Below are 5,105 nucleotides of genomic sequence, written 5' to 3'. Positions count from 1 at the left end.
CGGAAGTTGCTACAGACTGCGCCAAACACGGAAACGTCAACCCTGGAGCAATATTTTTTGATGGATGCTAAATGTGGGATTCTGTTAAGTTTATTCTCATATTATGTCCGGCTGAACACGAGTCATATTATTTTTGGTTAAATATTGATTACAGATGTGTTTGTTTCCACGCAGAATTGCATAGAATAATTCCCTTGTCCAGCATGGAGTTTCAAGTGTTTTATTTTATGCATCTTCATAGATAATTGGTATTAGCTTAATATCTAGTAGCCTGTGAGGTTTAAATTGATGGGTAAGCAAGTTCGTAGTAAGGACTTTAGTCCTTATTTTCTAAGCACTAAAGTGCTTACTACAAACCCTCAAAACTAGTACCAATTCAATTAATGATTGCAACACATTTTTGGGTAAAGACGCGATGAATCGCGTCTCTACAAATGGTCTATTTGTCGCATTCTTTTTTTGAATTGGTATAACTTAGACATTGTACTAGCCCTATTCCCATGATTGAAATTCATCAATGGCGCTACGAATTAAAGAAGTTATTTGAGCGCGACGGGTTTCAAAGTTGGCGGCGATATAAATTAGGAGGATGCCAACTAGCAAGCCAATAACCCATTTTAAAAAGGAGTACTGCAAGCTGAAAATTACTGATTGATAAATTGTAGTAATTAAAAAAGTGGCTGTACCAATATAAAGAAATGCCCGCACTCGCAAAGCTAATCCAGCAAAAATGCCAATGAGGCTGAGAAGCCCCGGTATCCAGGCTGCATCTTGATAAAATAAAATTGCCCACCCAGAAATTAAACCACTACCTAGCACTCTCAAAATATGACGAGATGTTTTGTACTCTGGTAGCTTCAGTTGAGAATCGACTTGAGCAATATACAGCAGTGATAACCCAATTGGTATTACATACCATAAATCATCAGTTAAATGTAAAGAATTAAACCAGCGATAAAGTGCCCAATCGATGAGCGCCACACTAATATAGGTAAAACGGATGTTTTCACCCATCTTTGCAAGGAAGATGTAGAATCCAGCTACGAGTACCAAGGTAATGGGGTAAGTTTGCAGTCTGGTTTCCCATAAAATTATCAGTGGTATGATGTAGGCGGCTTGTTGCCAAGGTCTTTTAGACCAACCCCAATTTTCCCAAGGCAGAATGTACAGAAAATAAGCTACCACACAGGCGATCGCACCATTCCAAGGAACTAATGGCCCAGCCCAAAATCGCCCTACTGCTGTCTCGCGCCAATAAACTCTCATCCCGGCTACTTCTAATAAGCCAAGATAAACCCACATTTGGGCTATTGTGATTCCTCCAAAAATGCTGGGGGAAGTGCGCGAATTTCGTCCCTGAAAGATGGCATAGCGAATCAAAAATACCCCCGTTCCCAATCCCACTAAACGGTTAACTCTAATGGGAAGAGGAATCGCAGCCATTAATAAACAGCTACTCCAAGCCCAATGAATATGGGCAATTCTTTTCAGTTCTTGGGGAGTCAGGCGTAAGTAGCTGACAAGCCTTGGCGACAGGATGCGGTAAGCATACATAATACTCGCGCCAAGGGCAGACATGGCAATCAATCCATCACCTAATGCTTCTGTTGAAGCTTGTAACATTTGATAGAACAAAAGTTCGTATGCAGAAATTGATACACCTATGATTCCTAAATACAGCAGGGGTTTAAAGTCTTGGCGCCGTCGCCCCACGCCAATGATAATTAAAGCTACACCCAAGGAATACAACCCTGTCCACTCGGTGAAGGTGTCCAAACGCAGCAATACACTGAATGCACCATAAATTAATGGCAAAATATGAAAACTGCTAGGAAGCCTTTCTAATTGATGTCGTCGTCGCCACCACTCGCCGACAAGTTGAGCGATTAAACCTAAAGCAATATTTGCGGTCGCTATCCTAACAGTTGAAGGTTCCCCAAATCCCAGCGCTTGGGCAGTCAACAATTCCAAACACCAACCGATGCCATAAAATGCCCAATTTGTCGGTTCTCGCCAACTGCGATAAACAATGGCTACCAAGGTGATAGCAGTGGCAGCTAAGTACAAAAATCCAGAACTAATAAACCCTGAGTAAATCAGTATTGAGTGTAGCGTCAAACTAAACAACTCAAAACCACACAAGGCGATCGCCCACTTATCACTTGCGGCTGCATATATAATTGCTAATTCGTTACCGCGTCGGTTCAAAATCATCCGTGCTAACCATAGAATTAGGATTGCGATCGCTCCGACGAGAAACCAACCTGGTAGCGCGAGGCGAGGTAAGCCAGGTACACCTATCCATAACAGCGCCACTATAAAACTCAGAAGAAATCCTTCTGTAATTACCGCAGATATTTGGTTTCGCAAATAGCGCGTATTTGCAAACATCAATCCCGTACCCACGGCCAAACCGATTAATCTGGTTTCTGGTAGCTGTAAAGTAACTAGCTGGGCAACTATTACAGCCAATACACTCAAGTAACGGCTAGTAAGGCGACGCTCTCTAATTGTGGCATTGGCAACACCCGTGAGAGTTATAGGCGTAACTAGCCATAAGACTCCCCAATCAGCTTGTGCATCAGCTATGCCATACCAAGCTGATTCTGCATTCATCCACAATAGGAAAAAACTAGCGGCGGCTAATCCTAAACCGATGTCCCAGGCACTATGTCGCCATAGTCCTTCGCTTAGGCTAAATACCCATTCTGCAACCATCAGAGCTAATAAAATACTTGCCCAAGCTTGTTGACTGAGGGTTGGTAATAACCAATTAATGGTAAAGCAAAAAGTCAGCACTCCCATGATGTGAGTTAGATATATCAGGGGAAGGGATGGGGGGGATCGGCGTTGAGTAACGAATGCAAGAGTGATGGTAGAAAATAGCAGATTTAGCGATCGCAATGCGGGATTTACAATCGCGATCGTTGTTAAAAAAGCTCCAAATAAGAGGGTTAACAGTTCGCCAAATTTAGCCAATTTTCGCTTTTCGGTGCGATGCAGACTATCTGTGAGCGCTACCATCAAAATTATGTAGGGAAATAAAGCTACACTCAGCAACGCCCAAGGTTCATTTTGAGAATTGGTAAGTTGAGTACCAGTTGCGATCGCTAATTTCTGTAAGCTATCAGGTACTAATCGCCAAAAGAGCCAAATCGTCTGCAAGCCAATGACGAAAACTGCTGCAAAGTCTATTTTTAAACTGTACTGCTGCAAGCGACTTCCCACAAACCACAAACTCAAAGCACTTACAACTATTGCTGACATCGGATAATTTACTACCGAAACCAGCCAACCCAGGAAGAGTAAGATGCCGCCAAGTCTTTCCCATAAGAGGGATGAGGGGAATGAGGGAGATGGGGGAGATGAGGAAGATGAGGAAGATATTACTGTAACCTCCCCTGCTTCCCCTGCTCCCCTGTTTTCCTGCTCCCCTGCTCTCCCCTGTTGTGCAAGCCTTGTTACCAACCAGCCGCAAATACCAATAGCTAACCCTAACTGTGTGACATCTACCTTGGCAAGAAAAATCGCCCGCACTAACAGTATTATCAAAGCATAAATAATTACAGTAGCAGGTAAACTAATACTTAACCTTCGGCGTAGGCGTAGCCCGTCGTAGACATCGCGCCGATCTTCCTCACTGATAGAATTAGGCTGTTGGTAAAGATTGTGATAAACAGTAATAATAGTTGTGCCGATCATTGCCACATAAACGGCAATCAAGGGAAATCCTCTTAATTGCCAACCCCAATGCAGATAACTCAGCCCCAGAATATTTATTAGAGGTAATTTCCCGGTAAGTAAATTGGGAAAAATACTGCGATTTTTGGAGAGTAAAACAGTTATAGCAGTAAGGGTAGGACAGGCGATCGCAACTACAATCCAATCTACAGGATTTTGCCACAATCGAAAGCTATCCATTGCCCAAAAATTCACTGGGATTAACAAAAGGGTGACAATCAGCAAAGTTTGAGCCGTCAATCTGAGGTTGCTTTGCCTAGTTGCCCAAAAGCTTAATCCCCAGAAACTCAAAGTATAAGCAAATAAAACTCCATACTGTCCAGAAGCCGGAAACCTCTCCCATTGACTCGCAGCCAATACCCCAGAGGACACCACTACCAAGAATACCCCTAGAAAAAGCAGCCACCGCACACTCAGTTCTGCTCCCAAGGACTGCAACATTGTGCTGATCAAGTTGGGTTTAGCTGGTTTTTGCTGCGGTTGTCTACGGCTACTAGATTGTAAAGCTGCTACAGGCAACTGCTGCACTGAATCGGAAGTTACAAACGCTACCTTTGTTTCAGCTTCAGGCTGGGCTTGCAACACCACCGTACACACCAGGAATTCTCGGCATAGCTGCCTAACTTGGGTATCAGATATCAAACCTAAGTGCAGCCATATATCTAGTCCTTCTAATAAATGAGGATGGGAAGATGGCAGTCTGATTTCAAATTTTAGCGGGCGCTCAAGGGGTGATGACATAAGCGGCAGCAGTATAACTATATACTTAATCGTGCATTTAATTAAAGTATATTTTGGCTCTAATTGTGCCACTTATTAGGCTAATTGATATTAATTTTTAACTTAGTACAGCATGGCGTAAATAAACATACCCTTCAAGAAACCCTCCCGCAGCGCTGGTTCACCATTTCAAATGGCGCAAGAGCTTGGAATACAATTATGCGTGAATGCGTGAATGCGTGACTTCCGCCTTGCGGTACTAGTGGTTTGTCCCATTAATTTTGATAGCTGAAAAAGTTCGTAGTAAAAACTTTAGTCCTGGATTTTTAAGCACGGTTTGTGCTTACTACGAACTCATCAAAATTAGTAATACCAATTCTCTAAAAGAAGGTAACAGATGTAAGCAGGGATTGCTTTGCTGCATCTTAATTTCTCAATTGCGAATGGGCGAAAAAGCGAACTTGTACTCTCGCACTTGTGCCGAGCGAAGCCGAGGTAAGCCGTTGGCGCAGCCTCTCGTAGAGAAGTATTGCGAATTGGTATAAGACAGACCACTAAGCTAATATTCCTTCTTCCCAGTCCCCATGCCCCTAATCCCCAACGCCAGTCACCTCAAGTCGGGAAACCCGCCCACAGCGCTGGCT

Annotated in this window: 1 protein-coding gene; it reads right to left on the bottom strand. The window is 43.3% G+C overall.

The features are described 5' to 3' along the window. Positions 1 to 492: 492 nt before the first annotated feature. Positions 493 to 4,482 (bottom strand): DUF2157 domain-containing protein, encoded by a 3,990-nt coding sequence (locus ACFFAP_RS35565; protein WP_375515619.1) that lies wholly within the window; start codon positions 4,480 to 4,482, stop codon positions 493 to 495. Positions 4,483 to 5,105: the final 623 nt, after the last annotated feature.

The organism is uncultured Nostoc sp. (assembly GCF_964245575.1).
Classification (GTDB): Bacteria; Cyanobacteriota; Cyanobacteriia; order Cyanobacteriales; family Nostocaceae; genus Nostoc.
Note: the sequence above shows the minus strand (reverse complement) of the source record. Positions and strands in the feature narration are given on the sequence as shown.

Excerpts from the sequence above, each read along its gene's own strand:
- ACFFAP_RS35565 (WP_375515619.1), bottom strand. The coding sequence starts at position 4,482 with ATGTCATCACCCCTTGAGCGCCCGCTAAAATTTGAAATCAGACTGCCA.